The organism is Agromyces sp. Leaf222 (assembly GCF_001421565.1).
GTDB lineage: Bacteria > Actinomycetota > Actinomycetes > Actinomycetales > Microbacteriaceae > Agromyces.
The window spans coordinates 1,610,006-1,636,137 of the sequence record NZ_LMKQ01000001.1 but is presented as its reverse complement, the minus strand read 5'-3'; the positions used below and the strand labels follow the sequence as shown (position 1 = coordinate 1,636,137).

The 26,132-nt window shown below is 72.2% G+C and carries 21 protein-coding genes and 1 riboswitch; of the genes, 13 read left to right on the top strand and 8 right to left on the bottom strand.

Annotated features, from left to right (window positions below; genetic code table 11):
- Positions 1-4: 4 nt before the first annotated feature.
- Positions 5-787, top strand: a complete 783-nt coding sequence (locus ASE68_RS07210) for a CPBP family intramembrane glutamic endopeptidase (RefSeq protein WP_055856782.1) — start codon at positions 5-7, stop codon at positions 785-787.
- A 31-nt stretch (positions 788-818) separates the two neighbouring features.
- Here the strand turns inward: ASE68_RS07210 and ASE68_RS07205 are convergent, their stop codons facing one another.
- Positions 819-1,580: an HpcH/HpaI aldolase/citrate lyase family protein gene (locus ASE68_RS07205; protein WP_055856778.1), complete on the bottom strand. Its 762-nt coding sequence runs from the start codon at positions 1,578-1,580 to the stop codon at positions 819-821.
- A 152-nt stretch (positions 1,581-1,732) separates the two neighbouring features.
- Here ASE68_RS07205 and ASE68_RS07200 point away from each other — a divergent pair, with 152 nt between their 5' ends.
- Both ASE68_RS07200 and ASE68_RS07195 read left to right on the top strand, forming a co-directional pair.
- On the top strand, positions 1,733-2,923 hold the full coding sequence (locus ASE68_RS07200) for a pyridoxal phosphate-dependent aminotransferase (RefSeq protein ID WP_055856776.1): 1,191 nt from the start codon (positions 1,733-1,735) through the stop codon (positions 2,921-2,923).
- Positions 2,924-2,964: 41 nt separating this feature from the next.
- Positions 2,965-4,002 (top strand): LLM class flavin-dependent oxidoreductase, encoded by a 1,038-nt coding sequence (locus ASE68_RS07195; RefSeq protein ID WP_055856773.1) that lies wholly within the window; start codon positions 2,965-2,967, stop codon positions 4,000-4,002.
- Positions 4,003-4,089: 87 nt separating this feature from the next.
- On the opposite strand, the gene gcvP is transcribed toward ASE68_RS07195, so the two are convergent.
- The 3 genes from gcvP to gcvT all read right to left on the bottom strand — a co-directional run bounded on the left by gcvP (position 4,090) and on the right by gcvT (position 8,697).
- Positions 4,090-6,981, bottom strand: coding sequence for an aminomethyl-transferring glycine dehydrogenase (gene gcvP / locus ASE68_RS07190; RefSeq protein ID WP_055856769.1), 2,892 nt, complete (start codon positions 6,979-6,981; stop codon positions 4,090-4,092).
- Between the two features lie 23 nt (positions 6,982-7,004).
- Positions 7,005-7,376, bottom strand: a complete 372-nt coding sequence (gene gcvH, locus ASE68_RS07185) for a glycine cleavage system protein GcvH (protein WP_055856764.1) — start codon at positions 7,374-7,376, stop codon at positions 7,005-7,007.
- A gap of 115 nt (positions 7,377-7,491) precedes the next feature.
- Positions 7,492-8,697, bottom strand: a complete 1,206-nt coding sequence (gene gcvT, locus ASE68_RS07180; protein WP_255353498.1) for a glycine cleavage system aminomethyltransferase GcvT — start codon at positions 8,695-8,697, stop codon at positions 7,492-7,494.
- A gap of 149 nt (positions 8,698-8,846) precedes the next feature.
- Positions 8,847-8,976: riboswitch (glycine riboswitch) on the bottom strand.
- Positions 8,977-9,377: 401 nt separating this feature from the next.
- Between gcvT and ASE68_RS07175 the strand changes: the two genes are divergently transcribed.
- From ASE68_RS07175 to ASE68_RS07145, 7 genes are all read left to right on the top strand, one after another.
- Positions 9,378-10,130: an NUDIX domain-containing protein gene (locus ASE68_RS07175; RefSeq protein ID WP_055856762.1), complete on the top strand. Its 753-nt coding sequence runs from the start codon at positions 9,378-9,380 to the stop codon at positions 10,128-10,130.
- Positions 10,127-11,470 (top strand): quinolinate synthase NadA, encoded by a 1,344-nt coding sequence (gene nadA, locus ASE68_RS07170; RefSeq protein WP_055856759.1) that lies wholly within the window; start codon positions 10,127-10,129, stop codon positions 11,468-11,470. Before ASE68_RS07175 ends, nadA begins: the two co-directional genes overlap by 4 nt.
- A 2-nt stretch (positions 11,471-11,472) precedes the next feature.
- On the top strand, positions 11,473-13,104 hold the full coding sequence (nadB, locus tag ASE68_RS07165) for an L-aspartate oxidase (protein ID WP_082462096.1): 1,632 nt from the start codon (positions 11,473-11,475) through the stop codon (positions 13,102-13,104).
- Complete coding sequence (gene nadC, locus ASE68_RS07160; protein ID WP_055856756.1) at positions 13,101-13,988, top strand: carboxylating nicotinate-nucleotide diphosphorylase; 888 nt, start codon at positions 13,101-13,103, stop codon at positions 13,986-13,988. The genes nadB and nadC overlap by 4 nt, the downstream gene beginning before the upstream one ends.
- Positions 13,985-15,130, top strand: coding sequence for a cysteine desulfurase family protein (locus ASE68_RS07155; RefSeq protein ID WP_055856753.1), 1,146 nt, complete (start codon positions 13,985-13,987; stop codon positions 15,128-15,130). Before nadC ends, ASE68_RS07155 begins: the two co-directional genes overlap by 4 nt.
- A complete protein-coding gene (locus ASE68_RS07150) occupies positions 15,127-15,309 on the top strand; it encodes a hypothetical protein (RefSeq protein WP_055856751.1) in 183 nt (60 codons plus the stop codon). The genes ASE68_RS07155 and ASE68_RS07150 overlap by 4 nt, the downstream gene beginning before the upstream one ends.
- A 166-nt stretch (positions 15,310-15,475) precedes the next feature.
- Positions 15,476-17,011, top strand: a complete 1,536-nt coding sequence (locus ASE68_RS07145) for a DHA2 family efflux MFS transporter permease subunit (RefSeq protein WP_082462095.1) — start codon at positions 15,476-15,478, stop codon at positions 17,009-17,011.
- A 146-nt stretch (positions 17,012-17,157) separates the two neighbouring features.
- On the opposite strand, the gene ASE68_RS07140 is transcribed toward ASE68_RS07145, so the two are convergent.
- A complete protein-coding gene (locus ASE68_RS07140; RefSeq protein WP_157421576.1) occupies positions 17,158-18,975 on the bottom strand; it encodes a VWA domain-containing protein in 1,818 nt (605 codons plus the stop codon).
- Positions 18,976-19,232: 257 nt separating this feature from the next.
- Here ASE68_RS07140 and ASE68_RS07135 point away from each other — a divergent pair, with 257 nt between their 5' ends.
- Positions 19,233-19,883: a phosphoribosyltransferase gene (locus ASE68_RS07135; protein ID WP_055856747.1), complete on the top strand. Its 651-nt coding sequence runs from the start codon at positions 19,233-19,235 to the stop codon at positions 19,881-19,883.
- Between the two features lie 24 nt (positions 19,884-19,907).
- On the opposite strand, the gene ASE68_RS07130 is transcribed toward ASE68_RS07135, so the two are convergent.
- Entirely contained in the window at positions 19,908-20,867 is a 960-nt protein-coding gene (locus ASE68_RS07130) for a putative protein N(5)-glutamine methyltransferase (protein ID WP_082462094.1), read from the bottom strand.
- Between the two features lie 216 nt (positions 20,868-21,083).
- Here ASE68_RS07130 and ASE68_RS07125 point away from each other — a divergent pair, with 216 nt between their 5' ends.
- Positions 21,084-23,105: an anthranilate synthase family protein gene (locus ASE68_RS07125; protein WP_082462093.1), complete on the top strand. Its 2,022-nt coding sequence runs from the start codon at positions 21,084-21,086 to the stop codon at positions 23,103-23,105.
- Positions 23,106-23,114: 9 nt separating this feature from the next.
- Positions 23,115-24,344 carry a phosphotransferase gene (locus tag ASE68_RS07120; RefSeq protein ID WP_055856741.1) on the top strand — a complete coding sequence of 410 codons (1,230 nt, stop codon included), beginning with the start codon at positions 23,115-23,117 and terminating at the stop codon, positions 24,342-24,344.
- A gap of 111 nt (positions 24,345-24,455) precedes the next feature.
- Here the strand turns inward: ASE68_RS07120 and ASE68_RS07115 are convergent, their stop codons facing one another.
- Together ASE68_RS07115 and ASE68_RS07110 are read right to left on the bottom strand one after the other, a co-directional pair.
- On the bottom strand, positions 24,456-25,043 hold the full coding sequence (locus ASE68_RS07115; protein WP_055856739.1) for a GNAT family N-acetyltransferase: 588 nt from the start codon (positions 25,041-25,043) through the stop codon (positions 24,456-24,458).
- Positions 25,044-25,150: 107 nt separating this feature from the next.
- On the bottom strand, positions 25,151-26,032 hold the full coding sequence (locus tag ASE68_RS07110; RefSeq protein ID WP_055860896.1) for an Fpg/Nei family DNA glycosylase: 882 nt from the start codon (positions 26,030-26,032) through the stop codon (positions 25,151-25,153).
- Between the last annotated feature and the right edge of the window lie 100 nt (positions 26,033-26,132).

The following is a 26,132-nucleotide window of genomic DNA, read 5'->3' as shown; positions in this document are numbered from 1 at the left end:
CGATATGACGGCGCCCTCCCCCTCTTCGTCGATGACCCGGCCGCGCATCGCGATCGAGGTCGTGATCGTGCTCGGACTCTCGCTCGGTGCATCCGCCGTCTATTCGATCGTCTCGCTCGTCGCCGACCTGACGAAGGGCGAATCGCTCGCCGACCAGTCGACGTCGATCAACCCACCGCAGGCGAGCCGCGAATGGCTCGACTTCACGTACCAGTTCCTCGCGGTCTTCTTCGCGTTGTTCGCCGTCGCGCTCGTGCTCTACCTGCTCTCCGATGGCGGCGCGAATCCGTTCCGACGCATCGGCTTCGATCTCACCCGCCCCGCCCGCGACGCCCTCGCGGGAGTCGCGCTGGCCGCGGCCATCGGCATTCCGGGCATCGCGCTGTACCTCGTCGGCCGGGCCGTCGGCATCACCGTCGAGGTGCAGGCGTCGTCGGGCTTCCCGTACTGGTGGAGTATCCCGATCCTCGTGCTGGCCGCCCTGCGCGCCGCGCTCACCGAGGAGATCATCGTCGTCGGATACCTGTTCACCAGGCTGCGTCAAGCCGGATGGTCGACGTGGACGATCATCATCGGCGCCGCCCTGCTGCGCGGCTCCTACCACCTCTACCAGGGCTTCGGGCCGTTCATCGGCAACGTCGCGATGGGAGTCGTCTTCGGCTGGTGCTATGCCCGGTGGGGCCGCGTGATGCCGCTCGTCGTCGCGCACACGCTCCTCGACGTGGTCTCGTTCGTGGGCTACCCGCTCGCGCTGGCAGCATGGCCGGGGCTCTTCGGCGCACGCTGACCGGGCCGGCCCGTAGGCGGCCCGGCCTCACCTACGCGGACTCGGCCGCCCGTCGGGCCTGCTGCACGAGCTCGCCGCCGTGCTGCGTCAGGATCGCGGTATCGACCGCGACGGCGACGGAGCGGAATCCGCGAGCCACGAGCGCAGTGGCGATCGGGATGCTGCCGGCGAACGACCCCGGCACGATTCCGGCCGCGGTGCACGCGGCGACGACGCGATCGAGCGGCGAGTCGGCGGAGGTGTCGGCCAGCAACGCCTCGACCGTGGTTCCGAGCGCGATCGCCAGGTCGAAGGGCCCGACGAACACCATGTCGACGCCGGGAACTGCGGCGATGGCCTCGACGTCGGCGATCGCCTGCGGCGTCTCGACCATGACCGCGCACTGCACGCGCGCGTTCGACGCCTCGGCGGTCGGGACGGTGCCGCCCCAGTACGCGGCCATGGGCCCCCACGAGCGGGTGCCCGCCGGCGCGTAGCGGCAGGCGTCGGCCGCGACTCGCGCCTGCTCGGCGTTCTGCACCATGGGCACGATGACCCCGCGTGCGCCGGCGTCCAGGGCCCGCCCGATCCAGGACGCGGAGTTGTGCGGAACGCGCACATGCGTGGTCTCGGCCATGCCGCCCGCGGTGAGCAGCGCGAGCGACTCCACGACCGAGCGGTCGTCGTAGAGGCCGTGCTGCGCGTCGAGCACGAGCCAGTCGGCTCCGATGCGAGCCATGACGGATGCCGCGGCCGAGGTGCCGAGCATGGACCAGGCGCCGATGCTGGGCGCGGCGATCGTGGAAGAGGTCATGCACCAATTGTTTCACGTCTTCGAATACCCGATGGCCAATTCACCTTTCAAATATCATGCCTCTTCGATGATTCGGCTTACATTCCCAGCCACATCGGCTATCCTGACGGAGTACTGCACACCACGCAGCCCGAGCTCGTCCGAAGGAATCCATGCCGAACCTCACCCCAAGCGTCGCCCAACTCCCGTCATCGGGCATCCGCGAGATCCTCGACCTGGTGTTCACGGCGCCCGACAACATCGTGCGCCTCGAGATCGGCGAGCCCGACTTCGCCACCCCAGCGCACATCGTCGAGGCGGCGTTCGAGGCCACACGACGAGGCTCCTCGTATCTACCGAGCGGCGGCATGCCCGCACTGCGTTCGGCGCTGCGCGATCGTGTCGCGCGCGACTACGGGTCCACGGCGTCGGTCGAGCAGGTGCTCGTCACGCAGGGCGCCGTGCAGGCCATCGACGCGATCATGTCCGCGGTCGTCGGCCCCGGCGATGACGTGCTCGTGCCCGACCCCGCCTGGCCCAACTACGAGATGCAGGCCACCCTGATCGGCGCACGGGCCGTGCACTACGGCCTGCACCCGGCATCCGGATTCCAGCCCGACCTCGCCGAGATCGCCCGGCTGATCACGCCGCGCACCCGCGCCATCGTGCTGAACTCGCCCAACAACCCGACGGGCGCGGTGCTGCCTGCCGACACCGTGCGGCAGATCGTCGAACTGGCCGTTCGCCACGACCTGCTCGTCATCAGCGACGAAGTGTACGACGAGATCATCTTCGACGGCAGCCCGGCGAACGCCGCGCAGTACGCGCCCGAGCACGTGGCATCCGTCTACAGCTTCTCGAAGACGTACGCCATGACCGGGTGGCGGGTCGGCTACGCCGTGCTGCCGACCTGGCTCGCGGGCGGCGTCTCGCGCGTGCTCGAGACCAGCATCTCGTGCGTCTCGAGCGTGACCCAGGCGGCCGCCCTCGCAGCCGTCACCGGCCCGCAGCGCGCGGTCGGCGAGATGCGCGACGCCTACCGCGCACGTCGCGACGTCGCCGTCGAGGTGCTGCGCGAGGCCGGCATCGACGTGCCTGCGCCCGCGGGCGCCTTCTACCTGATGATCCCGCTCGCCCCCGAGGCGGATGCCCGGCGCTCCGCGCTCGATCTCGTGGGTCGCGGCGTCTCCCTCTCCCCCGGCACCGCGTTCGGGAGCACCGCCGGGCACCACCTGCGCGTGTCGCTCGCGACCTCCGAAGACGGCATCCGGCTCGGTATGCAACGCTTCATCGACTGGTACCGCGAGACCGACGGCGGTCTGGCACTCGGCCGCCGCGCCGAGGCATCCGCGTCGGCGCGTTGATGCACCCCGAACCGAGCCGGAAGAACGAGGAAGCCAGCCCCATGACCCGACCCGCCTTCAGCCTCCGCGTCAACAACGACCTCAGCCCCGGCCAACTCATCGACATGGCGGTCGCCGCCGAGCACGCCGGCATCGACCAGCTCTGGGTGTCGAACGACCTCATGATGCGCTCGGCGCCCGTGCTGCTCGGCGCGATCGCCATGCGCACGAGCACGATCAAGCTCGGCATCGGCATCATGAACCCGTACTCGGTGCACCCGTCGGAGCTCGCGATGACCGCAGCGACCCTGCAGGAGGTGACCGGCGGACGGTTCCTGCTCGGTCTCGGCGCCGGTGCGGGCGACTTCCTCTCGTGGATCGGCATCGATCAGAAGCTGCCGCTCACGAAGACCCGCGAGGCCCTGCGCGCCATCCGGGCCCTGCTCGCGGGCGCGAAGCCATCGCAGACCGAAGGGGCGGGCACCGCGTGGACCGACGACGCCTACCTCCGCCTCGAGCCGACCTCGGTGCCGATCTACATCGGCGCGATGAGCCCGAAGATGCTCGCCTTCGCCGGTGCCGAGGCCGATGGCGTGCTCGCACTGCTGTTCCCGCCCGAGCACTACACGACGGCCAGCGGGCTCGTGGCCGAGGGCGCCGAGGCGGCGGGCCGCGCCCTGTCCGACCTCGACATGCCGGCCTGCGTGTGGCTCGCGCTCGATGAGGACCAGGGGCAGGCCGACCGCGCCCTCGCCCTGAAGCTCGCCTACTACGGCGGCGCGTTCTCGCCCTACCTGCTCTCGCGGGCCGGCCTCGCGCCCGAGGACTTCGCCGAGAGCGAGGCCGCCCTGCGCGCCGGCGACGAGGCGGCGGCCGTCGCGGCGATCACGCCCGCGATGCTCCGCCTCGGCATCAGCGGCAACCCGCAGAGCGTCGTCGACCGCTGCGACGAGGTCATGGCGCTCGGCGCGTCGCACCTGTCGTTCGGCCCGCCGCTCGGTCCCGATCCGGTCGCTGCGATCGAACTGCTCGGCCGCGAGGTGCTGCCGCAGCTGCGCCAACGGCACGCCGCACGCGCGGGCTCGAGTCACCCGACCTGACCGGCGGCACGACGCTCGGCCACCGACGAGACGACGAAGGGCGGATGCCGCGGCATCCGCCCTTCGTCGTTCAGGTCGGGCTCGAGGTCACGCGAACGCCTCCACCGGCGGGCAGGCGCACACGAGGTTGCGGTCACCGTAGGCCTGGTCGATGCGGCGCACGGGCGCCCAGTACTTGTTGCGCACGAGTGAGTGCACGGGGTAGACCGCCTGCTCGCGGGTGTAGGGGTGGTTCCACTCCCCCGCGATGACCGACTCGGCCGTGTGCGGCGCGCCGCGCAGCGGGTTGTCGTCGACCGGCCACTCGCCGCGGCCGACGGCGTCGGCCTCGGCCTTGATCGCGACCATGGCCTCGACGAAGCGCTCGAGCTCGGCCAGGTCCTCGGACTCGGTCGGCTCGACCATGAGCGTGCCCGCGACGGGGAACGACATGGTCGGCGCGTGGAAGCCGTAGTCGATGAGCCGCTTGGCGACGTCGTCGACGCTCACGCCCGTCTCGGCCGTCAACGGCCGCAGGTCGAGGATGCACTCGTGCGCGACGAGGCCGTTCTCACCCGTGTAGAGCACCGGGAAGTGCTCGCGAAGGCGCGACGCCACGAAGTTCGCCGCGAGCACCGCAGACGCGGTCGACTGCGCGAGGCCCTCGGCGCCCATCATGCGCACGTACGCCCACGAGATCGGCAGGATCGACGGGCTGCCGTACGGCGCAGCCGAGACGGGGCCGCCGCCGTGCACGAAGCCGCCGGCGTGGTCGGCGCGCTGCGCCATCGGGTGGCCGGGGAGGAACGGCGCGAGGTGCGCCTTGGCCGCGACCGGTCCGACGCCCGGCCCGCCGCCGCCGTGCGGGATGCAGAACGTCTTGTGCAGGTTCAGGTGCGACACGTCGCCGCCGAAGTCACCAAAGCGGGCGAAGCCGAGCAGGGCGTTCAGGTTGGCGCCGTCGACGTAGACCTGTCCGCCGGCGTCGTGCACGGCCTGGCAGATGTCGCGCACGTCGTGCTCGTAGACGCCGTGCGTCGACGGGTACGTGATCATGAGCGCCGCGATGGATGCCGCGTGCTCGGCGATCTTCGCGCGCAGGTCGTCGAGGTCGACGTTGCCGAGCTCGTCGCAGGCGACGACGACCACGCGCATGCCGGCGAGCACCGCGGAGGCCGCGTTGGTGCCGTGCGCGCTCGACGGGATGAGGCAGAGGTCGCGCTCGGCCTCGCCGTTCGCGCGGTGGTAGCCGCGGATCGCGAGGAGGCCGGCGAGCTCGCCCTGGCTGCCGGCGTTCGGCTGCAGCGACACGGTGTCGTAGCCCGTGACCTCGGCGAGCCAGCTCTCGAGCTGCTCGACGAGCCCGAGCGAGCCGACGACGTCGGCCTCGGGCGCGAACGGGTGCAGGTTCGCGAACTCGGGCCAGGTGACGGCCTGCATCTCGGTCGCCGCGTTGAGCTTCATGGTGCACGAGCCGAGCGGGATCATGCCGCGGTCGAGCGCGTAGTCGCGGTCGGCGAGGGTCTTCAGGTACCGCATCATCTGCGTCTCGGACTGGTGCGTGTTGAACACCGGGTGCTCGAGGTAGGCGCTCGTGCGGCGCAGGTCGCCGGGCAGGCTCTCGGGGAGCGACGACAGCGATACCGCGACATCCGCCCGCTCACCGAAGCCGAAGGCCTCGACGACGAGCGAGAGTTCGCGCTCGGTGGTCGTCTCGTCGACCGCGATGTGCACGGTGGCCTCGTCGGCCTCCCAGACGTTCAGGCCGAGGTCGTGCGCCCTGGCGACCACGTTCTTCGCGAGCCCGGGCACGTGCACGCGGATCGTGTCGAAGTAGTCGTCGTGGGCGAGGGTGAGGCCGAACCCGGTCAGCGCCTCGGCGAGCGCCTTGGCCTTCGCCGCGGTGGTCACGGCGATGTGGCGGATGCCGCGGGGCCCGTGGTAGACGGCGTACATCGACGCCATGACGGCCAGCAGCACCTGCGCGGTGCAGATGTTCGACGTCGCCTTCTCGCGACGGATGTGCTGCTCGCGCGCCTGGAGGCTGAGCCGGTAGGCGGGGTGGCCGGCGGCATCCTGCGAGACGCCGACGAGGCGGCCCGGCAACTGGCGCTCGAGGCCCTTGCGCACGGCCATGAAGCCGGCGTGCGGTCCGCCGAAGCCCATGGGCACGCCGAAGCGCTGGCTCGTGCCGACCGCGACGTCGGCGCCGAGCTCACCCGGGCTCGTGAGGAGGGCGAGCGCGAGCAGGTCGGCGGCCACGACGGCGAGCGCGCCCTGCGACTTCGACGCGGCGATGACGGATGCGGGGTTCCAGACGCGGCCGGAGGCGCCCGGGTACTGCACGAAGACGCCGAAGTGGTCGCCGAGGGCGGCGACATCCGTGCCCTCGTGCAGCTCGGTGACGACGAGCTCGATGCCGACGGCCTCGGCGCGGGGCTCGAGGAGCGCCCTGGTCTGCGGCAGCGCGTCGGCGTCGACGACGAAGCGGTTCGACGGGGACTTCGAGGCGCGGCGTGCGAGGAGCATGCCCTCGACGACCGCGGTGCCCTCGTCGAGCATCGACGCGTTGGCCGTGTCGAGCCCGGTGAGGTCGGTGACCATGGTCTGGAAGTTGATGAGCGCCTCGAGGCGGCCCTGCGAGATCTCGGGCTGGTACGGCGTGTACGCGGTGTACCAACTCGGGTTCTCGAGCACGTTGCGCTGGATCACGGCCGGCGTGATCGTGCCGAAGTAGCCGAGGCCGATCATCGACGTGCGCACGGCGTTCTGGTCGGCGAGCGCCGCGAGTTCGGCGAGCGCCTCGCGCTCGGTCGCGGCGGCCGGGATCGCCGAGTTCAGTACCTCGCCCATGCGGATGGACGACGGCACCGCGGCGGTCATCAGCGCCTCGAGCGAGTCGTAGCCGAGCTCGGCGAGCATGATGCCGTGGTCGCTCGGCGTGGTGCCGATGTGGCGTCGCCCGAAGGCGTCGAGGTCGAACGTGGAGGAGGTGCTCATCGGGTGCGGTCCTTACTCGGGGGTCACTCGCCCGTGAGGGCGCGGTACTCGTCGTGGCTCAGCAGCTTCGGCAGTTCGGGGGCGGTGATCTTCAGCAGCCAGCCCTCGCCGAACGGGTCGGTGTTCACGAGCTCGGGCGAGTCGACGACGGCCTGGTTGGCCTCGACGACCTCGCCATTCACGGGGGCGAAGAGCTCGCCGACCGACTTCGTCGACTCGATCTCGCCGACGACGGTGCCCTCGGTGACGGCCGTGCCGGCGGCGGGCAGGTCGACGTAGACGATGTCGCCGAGCTTCTCGGCGGCGTAGTCGGTGATGCCGATGGTCACGGTGTCGCCGTCGACCAGCACCCACTCGTGCTCTTCGGTGTACTGCAGTGCGGTCTGATCGGTCATGGTGTGCTCCTCGGGAGTCTGGTGGGTGCGGTGTCGTGGTGGATGTCGGTGCTGGAGTTCTCGGTGCGCCGTGCCTGCGTCACGCGAACGCGCGGGCGGCGAGGGCGGGCGGGCGTCAGGACGGGCGCTTGTAGAAGGGCAGGGCGACGACGGATGCCGCGATGCGCGTTCCGCGGACGTCGACGTGCAGGCCGCCGGCCTCGACGGCCGAGGGGGCGACGAACGCCATGGCCACGGGGTGGCCGAGCGTCGGCGAGAGCGCGCCGCTCGTGACGACGCCGACGAGACCGGCGTCCGACCCGTCGCCGTCGTAGACCCCGTAATCGGCGCGGGGCGCGCGGCGGCCGTCGGTCGTGAGGCCGACGAGCACGCGGGCGTCGGCGGCGGGGCCTTCGGCGGTCGCGGCGCGGCCGATGAACTCGCCCTCCTTGGCGTGCGCGACGACGCGGCCGAGGCCGGCCTGCACCGGCAGGATGTCGCGGCCGAGCTCGTGCCCGTAGAGCGGCATGCCGGCCTCGAGGCGGAGGGTGTCGCGGCTGGCGAGCCCGCAGAGGGTCACGCGCGGACCGCCGGTCTCGACGATCGCGGCCCACAGTGCGGGCGCGTGCTCTGGTGCGACGTAGAGCTCGAAGCCGTCTTCGCCGGTGTAGCCGGTGCGCGCGACGAGCACGGGCCGCCCCTCGAACGTGGCCGGGAAGGCGCGGTAGTACTTCAGCGCCGCGATGCTCGCGTCGAAGTCCTCCTCGTCGTTGCCGGGGCCCTCGACGCCGAAGCCCGGCGTCTCGAGCAGCACGGCGCGGGCATCGGGGCCCTGCAGGGCGATGAGGGCGATGTCGTCGCTCTCGTCGGAGACGATCGTGTCGAACCCGGCCGCCCTGGTGTGCAGTTCGTCGGCGACGACGGCCGCGTTCGACGCGTTCGCCACGACCATGAAGCGGTCGTCGCCGGTGCGGTACACGACGAGGTCGTCGATGATGCCGCCGTCTTCGGCGAGCAGCAGCGAGTACTTCGCCTGGCCGATCTCGATCGCCGAGAGCCGCCCGGCGAGCGCGTAGTCGAGGGCCGCCGCGGCATCCGGACCGATGAGCACGATCTCGCCCATGTGCGACAGGTCGAACAGGCCGGACGTGGTGCGGACCGCGTGGTGCTCGGCCAGGTCGCTCGAGTACCGCACGGGCATCTGCCATCCGGCGAAGTCGGTGAAGCTCGCCCCGGCCGCGCGGTGCACGGCGTCGAGCGGGCTGAGGCGCTCGCGGGCCGAGGTCGCCGTCGCGTCGTCGGGCGCGGCTGCGGGGCTGGTGGTACCGGGATCGTTGGTCACGAGTTCTCCTGAATGGTGCGTTCGTCGCATCGAACGGCGAATGCCGCTTGAGAACTCCCCCTCTGTCATGAGCCTGAGAGTTTCACGCAGAAGCGCTTTCACCGTGGGCGGGGCGCCGCAGCATGCGGCATCCACTTTTCAGAGCGGCCGTGTTCATCGCGGTGTTGTACCTGAGAGATTGGCGGGGAGGCTTGCTCCTTCGGTGCCGGCCTGTGCATTGCGCGGACCCGGTCTGACGACCTGTCTGCACGTTGCTGCCGGCTCTCCCGCGATGCGTCGATGGCCCGGTATGAGATTGTGGGCCGATTCTAACAGCGCTGCGCGAACCGCGCAGGCGGCTGCGGCGGGTGTCATGCGAGGTCGCCCCGATTAGGCGGGAGCCGCGGGATCGAGGATGCTTCAAGTGCCGTCCATCGGCGTGAGCCATGCTCCGCCCCGTGACGCGCATCACGGGGTGCATCGGATGGGGGTCCGGTGCACCCCTCCTCCTCTTCCTCGCGGCGGCCCGAGCGTGCGGCCTCGTGGGGCCTCGCGGGGCCGGCGAGCCCCGATGTCCGCGCGCCGTTCGCGCGGTGCGAGCCCGGAGAGGTCGCCCCGCGACATCCGCGATTTCTGTTCGTGTCAACGTGACTGTAAGATGATCGCGTACTTAGAGTCACCATGACACGAAGGAGGCGCGGATGTCTCGCACGATCGAACTCGCCGAAGCACGCCTCGCCGTGTCGACCGTGATCTTCGCCCGCGAACCCGGCGTCGTGACCGGCGAGCCGCCCGCCCAGCCACCGCAGCCCGCGGAGCGATCGCTCTGGATCCCGCTCGTGCGGCGCCTGCGCGAACCCGGCGAGGGGCGTTGGGCGCTGCCCGGCGGATGGCTCGGCGCGGCCGAGAGCCTCGAGGGCGCCGCGGCGCGCACCCTCGACGAGACGACGGGCGTCACCCCCCGCTACCTCGAGCAGCTGTACACGTTCGGCGCCCCCGACCGCTCCCCCGACGAACGCGTCGTCTCGGTCGTGTACTGGGCGCTCGTGCGGCCCGAGGAGACGAGCGGCGCCATCGACGACCCCAATGTTCGCTGGTTCGACGCCGACGACCTGCCCGAGCTCGCGTTCGACCACAACGAGATCGTCGCGTACGCGCTCGGCCGCCTGCGCACCAAGCTCGGCTACTCGCAGATCGCGCACGCGTTCCTCGACGAGACCTTCACGCTCGCCGAGCTTCGCGAGGTCTACGAGACCGTCATGCGCCGCCCCCTCGACCCTGCGAACTTCCGCCGCACGGTCGAGGCGTCGGGCGCCCTCGTCGAGACCGGCGAGGTGCGCACCGGCACGCCGCACCGGCCGCCCAAGCTGTACCGCCCCGCCGATCCCGCCGAGGCGGGCATGCAGGGCGCCTTCCGCATCCCGATCGCCCCGCATCTGAGGAGACACCCATGACGATGGTCCAGCCCAGCGACGTCCGACTCGCCGCATCCGTCGACCGTTCGATCCAGCTCATCCAGGCCGGCGCGACGTCGGGCAGCACCTGCTCCCCCGAACTCGCGAAGGGGCCGTGGGAGTTCGACGCCGGACCGGTCGCCTACGGGCCGGGCTCCTCGATGGGCGACGTGATCCCCACGGGTTCGCCGCGACAGGGCGCGCTGCCCGAGTCCTACCGCACCGCGAGCGACGCCGAGCTGCACGACCGCGTGCGCGCCGCGAAGGCGACCCTCGGCAATCGCGTCGTCGTGCTCGGGCACTTCTACCAGCGCGACGAGGTCGTCGAGCACGCCGACTTCGTGGGCGACTCGTTCCAGCTCGCGAACGCGGCGCTCACCCGTCCGGATGCCGAGGCCATCGTCTTCTGCGGCGTGCACTTCATGGCCGAGACCGCCGACCTGCTCTCCACGCCCGAGCAGGCCGTGATCCTGCCGAACCTCGCCGCCGGCTGCTCGATGGCCGACATGGCCGACGAGGAGTCCGTGGAGGCGTGCTGGGCCGACCTCGAAGACGTCTACGGCGATCTCACCGCGACCGACGCCGACGGGCGGGTGCCCGTCATCCCGGTCACGTACATGAACTCGTCGGCCGCGCTGAAGGGCTTCGTCGGTCGCAACGGCGGCATCGTCTGCACGTCGTCGAACGCGAAGACGGTGCTCGAGTGGGCGTTCGAGCGCGGACGGCGGGTGCTGTTCTTCCCCGACCAGCACCTCGGCCGCAACACCGCGAAGGCGATGGGCGTGCCGCTCGAGCAGATGCCGATGTGGAACCCGCGGCGCCCGCTCGGCGGCAACGACGCGACGACCCTCGAAGACGCCCGCGTGATCCTCTGGCACGGCTTCTGCTCGGTGCACCGCCGCTTCACGGTCGACCAGATCGCGCAGGCCCGCATCGACCACCCCGGCGTGCAGGTCATCGTGCACCCCGAGTGCCCCATGCCGGTCGTCGACGCAGCGGATGCCGCGGGCTCGACGGACTTCATCGTGAAGGCCATCCAGGCGGCCCCCGCCGGCTCGACCTTCGCCATCGGTACCGAGATCAACCTCGTGCAGCGCCTCGCCGCCGAGTACCCGCAGCACGAGATCTTCTGCCTCGACCCCGTGGTCTGCCCGTGCTCGACGATGTACCGCATCCACCCCGGCTACCTCGCCTGGGTGCTCGAGGAGCTCGTCGCCGGGCGCGTCGTCAACCGCATCACCGTGGCCGACGAGGTGGCCGAGCCCGCCCGCGTCGCCCTCGAGCGCATGCTCGCGGCGAAGCCGCCGGCCGCTCCCGTCGCGGTGCCCGCGGAGGCCTGACCATGGCGCACGTGCTCGTCGTCGGCGGCGGCATCGGGGGGCTCTGGACCGCGGTGCGCGCGGCCGACGCCGGCCACGACGTCGAGCTCGTCACGAAGACCGAGCTCGCCGACGGCAACACCCGCCACGCGCAGGGCGGCATCGCCGCGGCGCTGTTCCCCGACGACTCCGCCGAGCGGCACTACGCCGACACCCTCGCCGCCGGCGCGGGGCTCTGCGACCCCGAGGCCGTGCGCGTGCTCTGCGACGAGGGCCCGGCGCGCGTGCGCGACCTGATCCGGTTCGGGGTGGCGTTCGACCACGACGACTCGGGTCTCGAACGCGGACTCGAGGCCGCCCACTCCAGGGCGCGGATCCTGCACGCGGGCGGCGACGCCACCGGCGCGGCCATCGAGCACGCCCTCGTCGCGACCGTGCGACGCCGAGCGGTGCGCATCCACGAGCAGACGATGCTCGTCGACCTGCTCACGGAGCCGGTGCCCGACGGCGACGCACGGCCCGGCGTGCGCGTCGTCGGGGCGCGACTGCTCGCGGCATCCGGAGCCGTCGTCGACGTGCACGCCGACGGCGTGGTGCTCGCGACGGGCGGTGCGGGGCAATTGTTCCGGCATACGACGAACCCCGACGTGGCCACGGGCGACGGCGTGGCTGCGGCCTGGCGTGCGGGCGCCGAGGTCGCCGACCTCGAGTTCGTGCAGTTCCACCCGACGGCGCTCGCGGCGCCGGGCACCCCGCTCATCTCCGAGGCCGTGCGCGGCGAGGGCGCGGTACTGCGCGACCGCGACGGACACCGCTTCATGACGGAGGTCGACCCGCAGGCCGAGCTCGCCCCCCGCGACGTCGTGGCCCGTGCCGTCTGGCGCGCGAGCCTCGGGCAGCACGGCGAGCCCGTCAGGCTCGATGCGACCGCGCTCGGCCGCGAGTTCCTCGACCGCCGGTTCCCCGGGCTCGGCGCGGCCTGCCGCGACGCCGGCTACGACTGGGCCGCCGAGTCCGTGCCCGTGACGCCCGCCGCCCACTACGCGATGGGCGGCGTGGTCACCGACCTCGACGGCCGCACGAGCCTGGCCGGCCTCTACGCCGTCGGCGAGACGGCCCGCACCGGCGTGCACGGCGCCAACCGGCTCGCGTCGAACTCGCTGCTCGAGGCGGCGGTCTTCGCCGACCGGGCGGCGAGGGCGATCGACGCCGACCTCCGCGCCGCGCGGCAGCCGAACTCCGGACTCGGGCGCCGACACGCCGATCGCGCGCCAACCATCCCCCGCGAGCCGGTCGCGGAATCCGGAGTTGCGCCGGAGGCACCGGCCGTCGATCGGGCGGCGCTGCAGGAGCTCATGTGGGAGCACGTCGGACTCGAGCGCTCGGCCGAGGGCCTGGCCGCGGCATCCGACGCCCTCGATGCCTGGCGCGCGCCCGAGGTGCACGACCGCCCCAGCGCCGAGGATCGCAACCTGCTCGACCTCGCCCGCCTGACCGTCGCCGCCGCGGCCGCCCGCACCGAGAGCCTCGGCGCGCATTTCAGGTCGGATGCCGCGGTCGGCGCGGCGGCGAGCGCCCCCGCCGCGCCGCACCACCTGCACGACCTCGTGCGACTCGAGCATGAAGCCGAACCCGCAGCCGAGGAGGCAGCATGAGCACCGACCGCCGCGAGATCGACCGCATCGTCACCGCCGCACTCGACGAGGACGCGCCTTGGGGCGACCTCACGAGCGAGACCCTGATCCCGGCCGACGCCACCGCCACCGCCGCGCTCGTCGCCCGCGAGCCCGGCGTGCTGAGCGGCATCGACGTGTTCGCCGCGGCGTTCCGCATCGTCGGCCCGGCGATCGAGGTCGAGCGGCTCGCCGCCGACGGCGACCGGTTCGTCGCCGGCGACGTGCTCGCCCGCGTGCACGGGCCGGCCCGCGGCATCCTCACCGCCGAGCGCGTCGCGCTCAACCTCAGCCAGCGCATGTCGGGCGTCGCGACCCTCACCGCGCGGTACGTCGCCGCGGTGACCGGCGTCGACGGGTCGCATGCGCGCATCGTCGACACCCGCAAGACCACGCCGGGGCTGCGTTCGCTCGAACGGCAGGCGGTGCGCGACGGCGGCGGCCGCAACCACCGGCGCTCGCTCTCCGACGCGATCATGGCGAAGGACAACCACCTCGCGGTGCTCACCGCCGGCGGCGTCGACCTCGCCGATGCGCTGCGGTCGGCACGCGATCGGATGCCGCACACCGCCCACCTCGAGGTCGAGATCGACCGGCTCGACCAGCTCGACGCCGTGCTCGCCGGGGGCGCCGACACGATCATGCTCGACAACTTCGCCCTCGCCGACCTGCGGGAGGGCGTGCAGCGCATCGGCGGGCGCGCCATCGTCGAGGCCTCGGGCGGCGTGAACCTCGACACGGTCGCGGCGATCGCCGCGACGGGCGTCGACGTCATCTCGGTCGGCGCGCTCACGCACTCGGCGCGCGCACTCGACCTCGGACTCGACATCGACATCTCGCTCGGCGACGGCACGGGCACGCCGTGATCTACCTCGACCACGCCGCGACGACCCCGGTGCGCCGCGAGGCGATCGAGGCGATGTGGCCGTACCTCACGGGCGCGTTCGGCAATCCGTCGAGCCGCCACGAACTCGGCGACGAGGCGGCCCGCGCGCTCGCCTGGGCGCGCGGCGAGGTCGCCGCGGTCGTCGGATGCCGGCCGGGCGAGGTCGTGTTCACGAGCGGCGGCACCGAGGCCGACAACCTCGCGATCAAGGGCATCGCGCTCGCACGGCCCCGCGGACGCCGCATCGTGGTCTCGCCGATCGAGCACGAGGCCGTGCTCGAGTCCGCCGCGTACCTCGCGAGGCACCACGGGTTCACGGTGACCGAGGTCGCCGTCGACGAGGGCGGCATCGTGCACCCGTCGGCGCTCGCAGCGGCCCTCACGCCCGACACCGCGCTCGTGTCCGTGCAGCTCGTGAACAACGAGATCGGCACGATCCAGCCGCTCGCCGAGCTCGCCGCGATCGCGCACGACGCCGGCGCCCTCATGCACACCGACGCCGTGCAGGCGGCAGGGCACCTCGATCTCCGCCTCGACGGGCTCGGCGTCGATGCGCTCTCGCTGGCGGGTCACAAGGTCGGCGCGCCGAAGGGCACCGGCGTGCTCGTCGCCCGGGGCCGCGTCGCCCTCGAGCCCGTGCTGCACGGCGGCGGCCAGGAGCGCGGACGCCGGTCCGGCACCGAGAACGTGGCCGGTGCGGTCGCGTTCGCCACGGCCCTGCGGCTCGCCGAGGCCGAGCGGGCGGATGCCGCGGCGCAGGCCGCCCGGCAGGGGCTGCAGCTCCGCGAGCGCATCCTCGCGGGCCTCGACGGCGCGCAGCTCACCGGCGATCGGGAGCGCCGCCTGCCGGGAACCGTGTCGTTCGTCTTCCCGGGCACGAGCGGCGAGGCCGTGCTGCTCGAGCTCGATCGACTCGGCGTGACCTGTTCGAGCGGCTCGGCGTGCGCCGCGGGCAGCAGCGACCCGTCGCATGTGCTCACGGCCATCGGCATCCCCGCCGACCTCGCGCAGACGGCCGTGCGCTTCACGCTCGGTCCGACGACGACCGATGAGGAGATCGCGGACGCCGCGGCATCCGTCATCCGTGCGGTGTCGGCGGTGCGGGCTATCGTGGGTTCATGATCGACGCGAACGTTCCCGAGAACGACTCCGAAGCGAACGAGCCCGAGCAGAACGAGCCGGCGCACTACAGCCCCGAGGCCGAGGCACGTCTCCGGTCCGAGCTCGCGCCCGAGGAGTCGATGTTCAAGGACTGGCTGCCGAAGCCGACCCCGATCGACGGGCCCGCGCCGGCCCCCTGAGCGCCATCAGGTGCACTGATTCCATGCGTTGCAATGCTTCGCACTGATCGGGAATAGCCCAGCGCTCGCCTCGGGTTGTCACTGTGGTCGGTGACTTGCGTCACAGCTGACGAACTTCTTGCGCGATGCCGCGCGACATCCACTTTCTGCCGATTGGATCCGCACCGTGACCGAACGCGCCCTTCCAGACGTCTCCACCCTCGCCGACTCAGCCTCCGCCTCCGTCGCCTCGACGACCGTCGAGGGGGTCGAGCACCACCACTCCGACGCCGAAGCCCTGCACGGCGCACGCAACTCGCGCGTGATCTGGCTGCTGCTCGCGGCCGCGTTCGTCGTGATCCTCAACGAGACGATCATGGGCGTGGCGATCCCCCACCTCGTCGTCGACCTCGGCATCACGATCTCCGCCGCGCAGTGGCTGACGACCGCGTTCATGCTCACGATGGCGGTCGTGATCCCGATCACCGGCTTCCTGCTGCAGCGCTTCTCCACGAGAGCGGTCTTCATCGCCGCGATGGGCCTGTTCTCGACCGGAACCCTCATCTCGGCGCTCGCGCCGGGGTTCGAGATGCTCCTCGGCGGCCGCGTCGTGCAGGCCAGCGGCACGGCGATCATGATGCCGCTGCTCATGACCACGCTGATGACGCTCGTCGCGCCCTCCGACCGCGGCCGGTTCATGGGCCGGGTCTCGACCGTGATCTCGGTGGCGCCGGCCATCGGGCCGACGCTCTCGGGCCTGATCCTCAGCTTCCTGTCGTGGCGCTTCATGTTCTGGCTCGTGCTGCCGATCGCCCTGGTCATGCTGGTCATCGGCATCCGTCGCGTCGAGAACGTCAGCACGCCGAAGCGCCTGCCGCTCGACGTGTTCTCGGTCGTGCTGTCGGCGATCGGCTTCGGCGGACTCGTCTTCGGCCTCAGCCTCATCGGCGGCGAGGCCGCGGGCACCGCGACGCCCGCGCAGATGTGGATCTCGCTCGGCGCGGGCGCACTCGGCATCCTCGCATTCGTCCTGCGACAGCTGCTGCTGCAGCGTCGCGACCGCGCGCTGCTCGACCTGCGTCCGTTCAAGTCCGGCAACTTCGCCATCTCGATCGCCCTCATGGCCGTCATGATGGCCGCCCTGTTCGGCACGATCATCCTGCTGCCGATCTACCTCCAGAACGTCCTGCACCTCGAGCCGATCATGACCGGCCTCCTGCTGCTGCCGGGCGGCCTCGTGATGGGCCTGCTCGGTCCGACCGTCGGCCGTCTCTACGACCGCTTCGGCCCGCGTCCGCTGCTCGTGCCGGGCAGCATCCTCGTGAGCGGCGTGCTCTGGTCGTTGACCCTCGTCTCCGAACAGACGTCGCCCTGGCTGCTCCTCGTCGCGCACGTCGCACTCTCCGCGGGCCTCGCGTTCATGTTCACACCGCTGTTCACGACGGCCCTCGGCTCGGTCGAACCCCGCTTCTACGCCCACGGCTCGGCGATCGTCGGCACCGTGCAGCAGGTCGGCGGGGCTGCGGGCACCGCGCTGTTCATCACGGTCATGGCCGCCGGCAGCGCCGCGGCGGCCTCGACCGCGCCCTCGGCCGAAGCGGCCCAGGCGGCGGGCATCCACACCGCGTTCCTCGTCGGTGCGATCCTGTCGCTGTTCGCCATCGTCGGCAGCATCTTCGTCCGCCGGCCGGCCGACACCGAAGCCGACTTCGTCGCGCACTGATTCGTCGCCGCTGATTCGTAGCGCACTGATTTCGTGGCGCACCGAGAACCCAGTGAGACAGCGGCCGTGAAACGAGGAACGGGCCGGAGTGCGTTGCACTCCGGCCCGTTCCGCATGTCGGCGCTGGGAGGTCGGCGGTCGCCCGATCAGCCGCAGTCGGGGCGGCAGCTGCGCTGCGAGAGCGCGTCGACGAGCACGATGCCGAGGTCTTCGGGCTTCGACGCGGAGTACGCGCCGCCCTTCGTGACCTTCGCGATCTTCTTCATGGCGTCGAGGTCGGTGTCGGGTCCGAAGCCGATCATGATGACCGGCACGGGCTGCTTCCCCTCCTCGCCCTTCGACAGTTGCGCGAGCAGCGTGTCGAGATCGATGCCGTTCTCGTCTTCGTTGCGGCCGTCGGTGATGAGCAGCACGGCGTTGACCTTCTCGGGGTCGTAGCCCTCGCGGACCCGGTCGACCGCTGCGAGCACGGTGTCGTAGAGCCCGGTCGCACCGCCGAGGCGGCTGGGGAGCGACTGGATGATGCCGGCGATCTGCTGGGTGTGCGCGGCATCGCCGAGCGGCGCGATGGGAGCGAGTTCCTCGTAGTCGAGGTCGCCGTTGCGCAGCGTCGAGAACGCCCACACGCCGAGGTCGACCTCGCCCGAGAACTTCGAGACGGCGTTCATCGCCGCCTGCTGGAAGATGTCGATGCGACGGAGGCCGTTGTCGGCCGGCTCCTCCATGGAGCCGGACACGTCGATCACGGCGAGGTACCGGGCGCGCAGCGAGAGCACGCCCCACGTGCGGAGCATCGTGAGCGCCGTCGCGGCATCGACGGGCACGACCTGAGCGGCGGGGCCTTCGGGGGCGATGCCGAGCGTGTCGATCTTGCCGGCTCCGAGGGCCGTGCGGAACCCGGCCCCGGTGAGGCGGTCGTAGGCCGCCGTCGCGGCCTTCTCGAACGCGGCGAGCAGCCGCCCTCGCTCCGACAGTTCTCGCGCGACGTCGGAGACCGCAGCTTCAGGACCCCGTGCCGCCAAGGCGACCGTCTGCACCCGTGCCGTCGACCCCGCCGAGGCGGAGGGATCGGCGGGCGCATCACCGGCGGCCTCGCCCTCGGCGGCGAGCGCGGCCTCGTCGGCCGCGTCGCCGATGCGGACGAGCGGGTAGTCGAGCATGAGCGTGCCGTCGGTCGGGTACCCGGCGGTGAGGGTCTCGCTCGGGTCGTCGCCGTTGTACTCGGCGACCTGCGCCTCGCTCGTGAGCACCACGCTCGGCTGCGCTGCCGTGGAGAGCGCGCCGAACGCGGCACTCGTCGACGCCGGAATCGACTTGCCGAGCGCGATCATGGCCGCCGCGAGCGGGCGGGGGTCGTCGGCCGGTGCGTGGGCGCCGAGCCCGACGAGGCTCGTGAGGCTCGCCGCCGACGCCTCGGGGTCCGGCAGGATCGCCGGCAGCGACCCGTCGAGCACGCGGGCCCAGGTCAGCGGTTCGCTCGCGATCTCGGTCGCGTCCGATGCGGCCGTGGCGAACACGACGGGCGAGACGGCGATCGTCTGGCCGACGCGGGCGTTCGGTGTCGCGCGGCCGAGCGACGCGGCCGTGGCGCCGGCTCGATCGACCCACACCGACGACTGGGGCACCCAGGCGTCGACGTCGAGACCTCCGGAGGCGAGCACGGCCGAGGTGTCGGCGGACTCCTGGGAGGTGACCTCGGTGCTGACGCAGCCGTCGTTGGCGGCGTCGAAGTCGGCGGCGATGTCGGAGAGCACCGGCGCGATCGTCGTGTCGGCGACGATGTGCAGCTCCTCGACGCTCTCGCATTGGGAGCCGGCGGCGGCCTGCGACGGGTCGAGGTGTCCCCCGACCCAGAGGTACACGCCGGACGCGACGACGCCGACGACGACGACTGCGGCGACGACGGACAGGTAGAGACCGCGTCTCGACTTCTTCGCCGATGCGGTGACGCTGTGACGCCCCACGGACACTCCAAGCCCGACGGCAGCAAGGGCACCGTCGCATCCTTCGATTCGGGTTCCCCCCCGGGTAAAGGGGGACGGATTTCGTTCAGTGTAGGTTACGCACCGCCCGAGACGAAAAATACTCGTCTTCCCGGTGCGGAATCGGCGGCCCCGGCGGGCGCGCATCGGCCGACGCCATCTCTCCCCGGCGGCTCCCGAGGCACGGCGATCGCTTGACGTCCGCGCGTCGCAGGGGTAGTCCGGACTCAGGTGCCGCCATGCCGCAACGAGTGTTCGATGACCGACGCGACGCGGGTCGCCGCCTCGCGAACCTGCTTCGCGAGCACGGCCCGTGGTCGCATCCCGTCGTGCTCGGGATCCCCCGCGGCGGCGTGCCGGTCGCGGCCCCGGTCGCCGAGGCGCTCGCGGTCCCGCTCGACATCCTCGTCGTGCGCAAGCTCGGCCTGCCGCACCACGAGGAGGTCGCCATGGGCGCGATCGGTGAACAGGGCGCCCGCGTCGTGAACGAGGACGTGCTGCGCGACGGCGGCGTGGACGAGCGCACCCTCGCCGCCGTCGAGCGTCGCGAGCGCGCAGAGCTCGAATCGCGGGTCCAGCGGTTCCGGGGGCATGCGCCCGCGATCGACCTGGCCGGTCGAACGGCGATCATCGTCGACGACGGCGTCGCCACGGGGGCGACCGCCCGGGTAGCGTGCCTCGTCGCACGACAGCGCGGCGCGGCATCCGTCGTGCTGGCCGTTCCGGTCGCCTCGCCCGACGCCGCCGTCGACCTGGTGGCATCGCCTGCGATCGACGAACTCGTCTGCCTCGCGACGCCCGCCTCGTTCATGGCGGTCGGCCAGTACTACCTCGACTTCAGGCAGACGACGGATGCCGAGGTGCGGGCGCTGCTCGCGCCGCACGACTGACCGAGGGCCACGCTGAAGCCGTGCTCACCGGGTGCCGATGACGACGGTTCCGCCGCGCTCGTCGCGGTCGTCGGCCCAGTCGACGCCGTCGACGTCGTCCACGTCATCGACATCGTCGTCGCTCACGATCTCGGCCACGAGGCCGGCCGCCTCGATGAGGGCGGCCGTCACAGGCGCCTGCCGTCGGCTCGTCTCGATGAGCAACCGGCCACCGGGCGCGAGCCACTCGGCGGCGGAGGCCGCGACCAGCCGGTGCACGTCGAGCCCGTCGGACCCGCCGTCGAGTGCGACGAGCGCCTCGTGGTCGCGGGCCTCGGGCGGCATCATGGCGATCTCGTCGGTGGGCACGTAGGGGGCGTTCACGGCGAGCACGTCGACGCGGCCGCGCAGTTCGGACGGCAGCGGCGCGTAGAGGTCGCCCTCGACGACGCGGGCGCCCCGGGGCTCGAGGTTGCGCCGGGCGGCGCGCACGGCCGCCGGATCGAGGTCGGCGGCGACGAGTTCCACCCCTCCCACGGCGTCCGCGATCACCGCGCCGATGGCGCCGGCGCCGCAGCAGAGGTCGACGACGACGGGAACCCTTCCGGATGCCGCGACCGCCGTCGCGAAGCCCGAGGCCCGTTCGGCGAGCAGCTCGGTGCGCCGCCGCGGCACGAACACCCCGGGCTCGAGCAGGATCCGGATGCCGCCGAACTCCGCCCACCCGAGCACCTGCTCGAGCGGCTCGCCGGCCACGCGACGCGCGACGAGGCGCTCGAGTTCGGCCGCGGCATCCGGAACCGCGTCCGGGAGACCCGCGCCCGCTGCGCCGAAGCGCTCGACGACGGCGGCCTCGAGCAGCGTCGCCTCGGCTTCGGCGAACACGCAACCCGCCGCGCGCAGGCGCGCGACGAGCAGGGGATCCGGCGCGGGAGCGGGCACGGGATCCGGCGCCGGTGAGCGCGCGGGACCGGGCGCACCGGCGGCTGCAGACGTGGCGGGCATGCCCGAATGCTAGTCCGCCCGGGTCGGCGCATGACGTTCGGGTGGTGCGGCGCGCGCACATGACCTAGAGTCGTGCGCATGACCACGTCGACCTGCAGCTGGTGGCCCGCCTCCTAGGCGGACTCCACGTTTCGACGTACGACGACCGCCCGAGGGCGGTCGTTTCGCATTTGCGGAAGGTTCCGGCCCGACGGCCAGAAGACCTCCGGAGACCTCATGACCGCACCGAATCCGCCAGTGCAGCCGTCCGAGCTGCCGACCCCGCTGCCGACCGCGAATCCCGCCCCGACTCCCGCCCGGCGCGCGGCCCCGCAGCCGGCCGCACTGCTCGCCTCGCTCCTCGCGGCCGGCGCCCCGCCGTTCGCCGTCATCAGACGCGAGCACGAGTCCGTGCTCGACGTGCTGGTCGGCGAGGTCGTCGACGTCGACCTGCTCGCCGACATCCCGCTCGACGGCGCCGAGGTGCTCGCGCTCGTGCCGTTCCGCCAGGTGCGCGAGCGCGGGTTCGCGGCGCACGACGACGGGGCGCCGATCCGCTGCCTCGTGGTGCGCGAGCGGGCCGAGATCCCCGTCGACGAGGCGATCGAGGTGCTGCCGCGGCATCCGGTCGTCGTCGCCGACCTCGACGTCGACGTGAGCGACGAGGCCTACGCCGACATCGTGCGCCGCGTGATCGACGACGAGATCGGGCGCGGCGAGGGTGCGAACTTCGTGATCCGGCGCGAATTCGTGGGGTCGACCGACGTGCCGCCGGCGATCGCGGTGCTCGGGTGGCTGCGGGCGCTGCTCGAGCACGAGCAGGGCGCGTTCTGGACCTTCGCCGTGCACACCCCAGGGCTCGCAGCCGTCGGCGCGACCCCCGAGCGGCACGTCTCGTCGATCGACGGACTCGTCTCGATGAACCCGATCAGCGGCACCTTCCGCCATGACGTGCTCACCGACGCCGACGCCGAGGCCGATTCGCTCGACGACCGGCTGCTCGCGTTCCTCCACGACGTCAAGGAGCGCGAGGAGCTCGTCATGGTCGTCGACGAGGAGCTGAAGATGATGAGCGCGGTCTGCCCCGAGGGCGGGCGCATCCGCGGTCCGTTCCTGAAGCGGATGTCGCGGCTGACCCACACCGAGTACCTGCTCGAGGGCCGCTCAGACCTTGACCCGCGCGAGGTGCTGCGCCGCACGATGTTCGCCCCGACCGTCACGGGGTCTCCGATGGGCAACGCCTGCTCGGTCATCGCCAGGCACGAGCCGACCGCGCGCGGGTACTACGCGGGCGTGCTCGCCAGGTTCACCCCGACGGCGACCGGATACGACGTGGACGCGCCGATCCTGATCCGCACGGCGTACCTGCGCGACGGACGCGTGAGCGTGCCCGTCGGGGCGACGCTCGTGCGCCACTCCGACCCGGTCGGCGAGGTCGCCGAGACCAGGGCGAAGGCGGCCGGCATGCTCACGGCGCTCGGGGCCATTCCGCGGTCGGATGTCGCGGCGCGGCCGAGTGCACCCGTCGCGCCCGTTCCGACCGCCGAGGGCAGTGCCCGCGGTGCCGGTGGTGCCGCCGCAGCCGACGCCGATCCGCACGCCGGCCTGCTCGAGGCCCGCAACGACCACCTCGCCGCGTTCTGGAGGTCGCCGCAGCAGGCACACGAACCGCGCGGGCTCTCGGCCCTCGTCATCGACGCGAACGACGACTTCACGACGATGCTCGCCCATCAGCTGCGCCATCTCGGCCTCGACGTGCGGCTCGTGCCGTGGACCGAGGCGCCGGATGCCGCATCCGAGGATCTCGTCGTGTTCGGGCCGGGCCCCGGCGATCCGCGCGACGCGAACGATCCGCGCATCGCCCGCATGCGAGAGCTCATCGCCGCGCGGTTGGAGGCCGACCGGCCGCTGCTCGCCGTGTGCCTGAGCCACCAGGTGCTCGCGGACCTCGCCGGGCTGCCGCTCGCACCGCTGCCGACGCCGAGGCAGGGCGTGCAGCTGCCGATCGACGTGTTCGGCGAGTCCGCGGCGATCGGCTTCTACAACACCTTCTCGGCGCTCGCATCCGATCGGTCGACGACGCCTCGGCTCGACCTCGAGGTGGCATCGGATGCCGCGACCGACGTCGTGCACGCCCTGCGCGGGCGGGGCGTGGCATCCGTTCAGGGCCATCTCGAATCGGTCACGTCGCCCGACGGCCTCGCGCTGCTCGAACGACTCGTGAACGGCGTGCTGACACCGGCGGCGATGGTGCCCTAGCCTTCGGGGATGGGTGACGGGCGCACGCGCGAGGTCGAGCTCGTGCTGTGCCTGCGCTCGGGCGAGGTGCTCGGCACGACGTCGGCCTTCACGGCCGCCGAGCCGTGGTTGCCGTTCGCCCTGCCGGTGGTCGACGCGGCACGCGAGTCGCTCGGACTCGAGGTGCTCGTGCTGCGCCTGCTCGAACTCGTCACCCGACCGAACGGCACGCCCGACCTCGTGCGCTACCTCGCCGAGGTGGATGCCGCGCCGCCCGGCGGGCTGCGCCGGGCGGATGCCACCATCGCCGAGGCGACGACGCCCGAGCCGCTGCGGATGCCGTGGGCCGACCCCGGTGGCCCGACGCGCACCCTCGAGTGGGCCGCGGAGGAGCTCGCGGCACGTGGCATCGCCCTGACGGCCCCGCCCGTGCAGGTGAAGTCGTGGAACCTCTCGAACCTGTGGCTGCTGCCGACGGCCGGGGGCTCCGTCTGGTTGAAGCAGGTGCCGCCGTTCTTCGCGCACGAGGGCGCCGTCATCGAGCGGATGTCGCGCCACGCCGTGCCGCGCCTGATCGCCCGCCGAGGCGACACCGCGCTCCTCGCCGAGATCGACGGCGAGGACCTCTTCGTGTCGACCCCGGCGCAGCGCGACGCCATGATCGACCTGCTCGTCGGCCTGCAGTGCGACACCGTCGGCGCGATCGGCGAACTGCTCGCGATGGGACTGCCCGACTGGCGGCTGCCGTCCATCGCGGAGGCCGGCTCGCATGCCCTCGGGGCGTCCGCCGACGAGCTCGAGGCCGAGCAACGCACAGCCGTCTCGCGCCTGATCGACGGCCTCGACGTGCGGGCCGCGCGCCTCGAGGCGTGCGGTCTGCCCGACACGCTCGTGCACGGCGACTTCCACCAGGGCAACGTGCGCGGCGTCGACCTCGACCTGACCCTGCTCGACTGGGGCGACTCCGGCGTCGGCCACCCACTGCTCGACGAGGCGGCGTTCACCGAGCGGTTATCGCCCGCGGACGGCGATTCAGCTCGTGCGCACTGGCTTCGGGTCTGGTCGGAGGCCGTGCCGGGGTCGGACCCCGCCGAGGCGCTGCGCTTGCTCGCTCCGGTCGCCGCCCTGCGGCAGGCGATCATCTACCGGGGGTTCCTCGATCGGATCGAACCCGACGAACGGGTCTATCATCGCGCCGACCCCGTCATCTGGCTCGCGCGCACTGCCGACCTGCTCGCCGCGGATGCGTCGGCGCGCTGACCGACCGAACGGACGCGAGCGGCTCGAGCAACTCGAGCGGCGCGAGCAACTCGAGCGGCGCGAACGGCCGAAGCGGTTCGCGTCGCCGACCGGGCGCGGCGGGTGCGCAGGTCAGCCGAGCGCGATGATGGCGTCGAGGGTTTCATCGTCGAGGGTGCGGTCGGTGAACACGAGTCGTTCGAGGTGGGTCGTGTCATGGCGGCCGACCGGCCCGGCCGACGTGGAACCACGCCACGCGAGGTCGAGGCCGAGTCGCTCGAGCACGCGGATCGAGGCCGGGTTGTTCGCGAACACGCGCGCCGTGACGGGAGCGTCGGGTGCGCTGTCGACGGCCGCTTCGAGCGACCGCCGCGCGGCCTCGCCCGCCAGCCCGTGCCCCCACGCATCGGGCTCGAACCGGTAACCGAGGTTCCATGCGCCGAGCGCCATCATGTTCGCCCCGGCGACGCCGATGAATCGACCTGCGGCGAGCGCGCCGACCGGCTCGCGGAGGCGCACCGCGTTCATGCCGAACCCGTGGGACCGTCGGCTCTGCACGGCTAGGTCGATCGACCTGGCGGTCTGGTCGCGGTCGAGGTGGCGGCCCGTCGGCAGGTGCTGCCAGGTGCGCTCGTCGCCGTACACGCGGTACATGTCGTCGACGTCGTCGACGGTGAGCGGGGTGAACCGGAGCCGGGTGGTGGAAACGGAGGCGTTCATCACCTCCATGTTCTCGCGGACCACCGACACGCCTCGCCCCGCAGGACCGCGGGGCGCCGCGGGACGCCGCGGGACGCCGCGGCAGTCTCGCCGAGCGAGGTGGGCTCCTACTTCAGCAGGCGGGACAGCACGCGATCGGCGAGCGGCTTGCCGCCGGTCTGGCACGTCGGGCAGTACTGGAACGTCGAGTCGGCGAACCGCACCTCGCGCACGGTGTCGCCGCACACCGGGCACGCCTCGCCCGTGCGACCGTGCACCTGCATGCCTCGTCGCTTCGCGTCCTTCAGGTCGGCCGGAGGGCGACCGGATGCCGTGGCGACCGCCTCGGCGAGGGTCTCGCGCAGCGCGGTGAAGAGGGTCTCGACCTGCTCGGGCGTGAGCTTCGCGGCGAGCGCGTACGGCGACATGCGGGCCGCGTGCAGGATCTCGTCGGAGTAGGCGTTGCCGATGCCCGCGAACACCGACTGGTCGCGCAGCACGCCCTTGATCTGCGTGCGACGCCCGTCGAGCACCGCCTGGAAGTCGGCGAGCGTGAACCCGGGCGCCGTCGGGTCCGGGCCGAGCCTGGCGATGCCCGGAACGTCGTTCGGTTCGCGCACGACGTAGACCGCCAGCGATTTCTTCGTGCCGGCCTCGGTGAGGTCGAAGCCGGAGCCGTCGTCGAGCTTCACGCGAAGCGCGATCGGGCCCTTGCCCGGCTTCAGGATCGTCTTCGGCACGTCGTCGAACCAGCGGAGCCAGCCGGCGCGGGCGAGGTGGAAGACGAGGTGGACCGGGGTCTCGGCCCCGCTGCCGCCGCCGACCGTGAGGTCGACGAACTTGCCGTGGCGATCGACCGCCGCGATCGTGCCGCCCTCGAGGGCGCTCAGCGGAGGATCGAAGGTCTTCAACGCCGAGATCGCCGTGACCGAGGCCGACGTGACTGTGCGGCCCACGGCACGCTCGCGGAGGAACGCGGCGAGCGCGTCGACCTCCGGCAGTTCGGGCACGAACCCATGCTGCCACCGACCGCCCACACGTGGCCAGAACCCGATCGGCGGACATCCATCGGCCGGAACTCGACGCGGGGATTCGCCGACGGCCCGTTCC

What these genes read in the sequence shown, in the direction of transcription:
- ASE68_RS07210 (WP_055856782.1), top strand. Translation starts at nt 5, where the DNA reads ATGACGGCGCCCTCCCCCTCTTCGTCGATGACCCGGCCGCGCATCGCG.
- ASE68_RS07205 (WP_055856778.1), bottom strand. Translation starts at nt 1,580, where the DNA reads ATGACCTCTTCCACGATCGCCGCGCCCAGCATCGGCGCCTGGTCCATG.
- ASE68_RS07200 (WP_055856776.1), top strand. Translation starts at nt 1,733, where the DNA reads ATGCCGAACCTCACCCCAAGCGTCGCCCAACTCCCGTCATCGGGCATC.
- ASE68_RS07195 (WP_055856773.1), top strand. Translation starts at nt 2,965, where the DNA reads ATGACCCGACCCGCCTTCAGCCTCCGCGTCAACAACGACCTCAGCCCC.
- gcvP (WP_055856769.1), bottom strand. Translation starts at nt 6,981, where the DNA reads ATGAGCACCTCCTCCACGTTCGACCTCGACGCCTTCGGGCGACGCCAC.
- gcvH (WP_055856764.1), bottom strand. Translation starts at nt 7,376, where the DNA reads ATGACCGATCAGACCGCACTGCAGTACACCGAAGAGCACGAGTGGGTG.
- ASE68_RS07175 (WP_055856762.1), top strand. Translation starts at nt 9,378, where the DNA reads ATGTCTCGCACGATCGAACTCGCCGAAGCACGCCTCGCCGTGTCGACC.
- nadA (WP_055856759.1), top strand. Translation starts at nt 10,127, where the DNA reads ATGACGATGGTCCAGCCCAGCGACGTCCGACTCGCCGCATCCGTCGAC.
- nadB (WP_082462096.1), top strand. Translation starts at nt 11,473, where the DNA reads ATGGCGCACGTGCTCGTCGTCGGCGGCGGCATCGGGGGGCTCTGGACC.
- nadC (WP_055856756.1), top strand. Translation starts at nt 13,101, where the DNA reads ATGAGCACCGACCGCCGCGAGATCGACCGCATCGTCACCGCCGCACTC.
- ASE68_RS07150 (WP_055856751.1), top strand. Translation starts at nt 15,127, where the DNA reads ATGATCGACGCGAACGTTCCCGAGAACGACTCCGAAGCGAACGAGCCC.
- ASE68_RS07135 (WP_055856747.1), top strand. Translation starts at nt 19,233, where the DNA reads ATGCCGCAACGAGTGTTCGATGACCGACGCGACGCGGGTCGCCGCCTC.
- ASE68_RS07130 (WP_082462094.1), bottom strand. Translation starts at nt 20,867, where the DNA reads ATGCCCGCCACGTCTGCAGCCGCCGGTGCGCCCGGTCCCGCGCGCTCA.
- ASE68_RS07125 (WP_082462093.1), top strand. Translation starts at nt 21,084, where the DNA reads ATGACCGCACCGAATCCGCCAGTGCAGCCGTCCGAGCTGCCGACCCCG.
- ASE68_RS07120 (WP_055856741.1), top strand. Translation starts at nt 23,115, where the DNA reads ATGGGTGACGGGCGCACGCGCGAGGTCGAGCTCGTGCTGTGCCTGCGC.
- ASE68_RS07115 (WP_055856739.1), bottom strand. Translation starts at nt 25,043, where the DNA reads ATGAACGCCTCCGTTTCCACCACCCGGCTCCGGTTCACCCCGCTCACC.